This window comes from Streptomyces sp. NPDC049577, from assembly GCF_040675635.1.
Classification (GTDB): domain Bacteria; phylum Actinomycetota; class Actinomycetes; order Streptomycetales; family Streptomycetaceae; genus Streptomyces.
The window spans coordinates 1-2,599 of sequence record NZ_JBFAPH010000529.1 but is presented as its reverse complement, the minus strand read 5'-3'; the positions used below and the strand labels follow the sequence as shown (position 1 = coordinate 2,599).

At 71.8% G+C, this 2,599-nt stretch carries 4 protein-coding genes; 2 read left to right on the top strand and 2 right to left on the bottom strand.

Translation table 11 applies throughout. The features are described from left to right. Positions 1-733: SDR family oxidoreductase (locus AB0K09_RS32180; RefSeq protein WP_366068932.1), on the bottom strand; the 733-nt coding region annotated here is incomplete at its 3' end. A gap of 43 nt (positions 734-776) precedes the next feature. Next, positions 777-953, bottom strand: a complete 177-nt coding sequence (locus AB0K09_RS32175) for a hydrophobic protein (protein ID WP_366068931.1) — start codon at positions 951-953, stop codon at positions 777-779. Between the two features lie 163 nt (positions 954-1,116). On the opposite strand from AB0K09_RS32175, the gene AB0K09_RS32170 reads away from it, so the two are divergent. Beyond that, a complete protein-coding gene (locus AB0K09_RS32170) occupies positions 1,117-1,308 on the top strand; it encodes a DUF2795 domain-containing protein (protein WP_366068930.1) in 192 nt (63 codons plus the stop codon). Positions 1,309-1,683: 375 nt separating this feature from the next. Next, on the top strand, positions 1,684-2,580 hold the full coding sequence (locus AB0K09_RS32165; RefSeq protein ID WP_366068929.1) for an isocitrate lyase/PEP mutase family protein: 897 nt from the start codon (positions 1,684-1,686) through the stop codon (positions 2,578-2,580). Positions 2,581-2,599: the final 19 nt, after the last annotated feature.

The following is a 2,599-nucleotide window of genomic DNA, read 5'->3' as shown; positions in this document are numbered from 1 at the left end:
GCTCCGGCCGCCGCCGCTCGGCGGCCCGCACGATCGCCCGCGCCGCGCGCCGGGCGTCCATGGACAGCAGCGGCATGCCCGCCGCGATGGCGAACCAGGCGTACTCGCGCCCGGCCTGGCCGCTGAACCGGGCGGCGGCGTGGGAGCCCGTGCGCATCAGACCGGGCAGAACGGTCGTGACGCTGACGCCCTTGCCCGCGAGCTCGGCCCGCAGACCCTCGGAGAGGCCCACGGCGGCGAATTTCGCCGCGTCGTACGGCAGCAGGTGCGGCGCGGCGATGCGCCCGCCGATCGAGGTGATGTTGACGATGCGGCCGCCGCCGTTGCCCCGCATGCCCTCCAGTGCGGCCAGCGTGAGCCGCAGGGGGGCGAAGTACATGATCTCCATGGCGGCGCGGAAGTCGTCCTCCGTCATCGCTTCCAGCGGCCCGACCTGGATCACCCCCGCGTTGTTGACCAGGACGTCCAGGCCGCCGAAGGCCTGGGTGGTCCCGGCGACCAGCCGCTCGGCGGCCTGGGGGTCGGTCAGATCGGCGACCATCGAGCGCACCCGGGCACCCTCCTCGCGGAGCGAACGTTCCGCGCGTTCGAGCTCGTCACCGTCGCGGGCGCACAGCATCACGCCGCACCCGCGACGGGCGAGCTCACCGGCGATCAGCATCCCCAGTCCTCGTGAGGACCCCGTCACCAGCGCGGCCTGGCCGTACAAGCGGTCATGCCGGCGGAAAGCCATCGCATCACCTCCGAACCGCGCGCCGGGCTCCGCCCGGCGACGTCTACCAGCGGTACCAGCGGCCTCCGCCGGAGCGCACCAGGAAGCCCAGCAGCCACAGCACCAGAACGATGAGAGCGACCCACCACAGCACCTTGACGGCGAAGCCGATGCCGAAAAGGATCACGGCGAGAAGCAGGACCAGCAGCAGCGGCACCACAGCGATCACCTCCTGTGTCATCGTCTGCCCGCTCGGGACGGCGTACTCAACCCCAGTGTCCTCCCGTGCGGCGCGTCGCGCTTGCCGGCCGCCGCCGGGACCGCGGGGCCCGGGAATTGCGCCATCGGGGTGAATCCCCGGAACGCCGCTCATCGGCCGGGGAAGTGCGGGTACCCCGGGCCGCATGAGTGTGAATCCGATCGATCTGCAGAAGTCCCTCGGTGGCGCCTCGTACCCCGCCTCCAAGGAGGCGCTCGTCGAGCACGCCAAGTCCAAGCACGCCAAGAAGGAGACGATCGACGCGCTGGAGTCGATGCCCAAGAAGGAGTACGACTCCCCCGCGGCGGTCAGTGAGGCGGTGACCAAGAAACGGTGACCGGCGGGAGCGGGACGCGGCCGGACCGGGCTCCCTGCCCGGCCCGGCCGTTCGCGATGCGTCCACCGCGAAGGGTGCCGGTGCGAAAGATCCGGTCAATTGCGTGCGGCGTGAAAGCATCGCCCGACCGGCGCCTTTACCTGCCGCATATTGCTTCATGACCAAGTCTTGAATAATCTCCGGGCAGTTCGCGCACCACCCGTACCACCGCCGGCCCGGTGTCCGTGCCGGCGGACGCACCGAACCCCGGGCCCCACCGCTCGAACGGTGGGGACCCGGGGTCCTGTTCGGTCCGTGACGCGCCGTCGACCGCGAGCTGTAGCGGGCAGCGGTCCACGAGGCGCGTCGGCGCACCCAGTTCACCCGGAGGTTACCGTGAACCACCCCGATCGGCTACGCACCGCGATAGCGGCCGAGGGCACCACCCCGCTCATCGGCGTCTTCGACATGTTCTCCGCGTCCGTCGCGGCCCAGCACTACGACGGCATGTTCGTCTCCGGATTCGGCTTCGCCGCCTCGCACTACGGCCTGCCCGACATCGGGTTCATCGCCTGGCCCGACATCGTCGCGTTCGTCCAGCGCCTGCGGCTGGCCTTCCCCCGGCAGCACCTGCTCGTGGACATCGACGACGGCTACGTCGACCCGGAGACCGCCTGCCACACCGTCCAGCACCTGGAGGCCATCGGCGCCTCCGGGGTGATCCTGGAGGACCAGCAGCGGCCCCGTCGCTGCGGACACGTGAGCGGCAAGCGGATCCTGCCGCTGGAGGAGTACCTGGAGAAGCTCCAACTCGTCCTGGCTGCGCGGCGCGACCTCGTCGTCGTCGCCCGCACCGACGCCACCGAGGAGGACGAGATCCTGCGCCGCGCCGAGGCGCTCGCGGCCACCGAGGCCGATGTCGTCCTCGTCGACGGCGTGCGCAGCGTGGAGTGGATCCGCAAGGTGCGCGGCGTCATCGGGGACAAGCCCCTGCTCTTCAACCAGATCGCCGGCGGCAGGTCGCCCCGCCTGAGCCTGCCCGAACTGGGTGCGCTGGGCGTGGACGTGGCCATCTACAGCACGCCGTGCCTGTTCGCCGCCCAGTCCGCGATGGACACGGCGCTGGCCGCGCTCAAGCGTGACGACGGCCGTCTGCCCGAGGTCACCGCCGGCGGTGTGGGTGTCGCCGAGTGCCTCTCCCTCCTCGAACGGAACATCAGCCGCCACCACCCGCCGGCCGACCCCGCGCCCGCCGGGCGACGGCCGGCCGAACCGGCGCCCGCCGGCCGCTGACCGGCGCCGTCCCACGGGC

Excerpts from the sequence above, each read along its gene's own strand:
- AB0K09_RS32175 (WP_366068931.1), bottom strand. The coding sequence starts at position 953 with ATGACACAGGAGGTGATCGCTGTGGTGCCGCTGCTGCTGGTCCTGCTT.
- AB0K09_RS32170 (WP_366068930.1), top strand. The coding sequence starts at position 1,117 with ATGAGTGTGAATCCGATCGATCTGCAGAAGTCCCTCGGTGGCGCCTCG.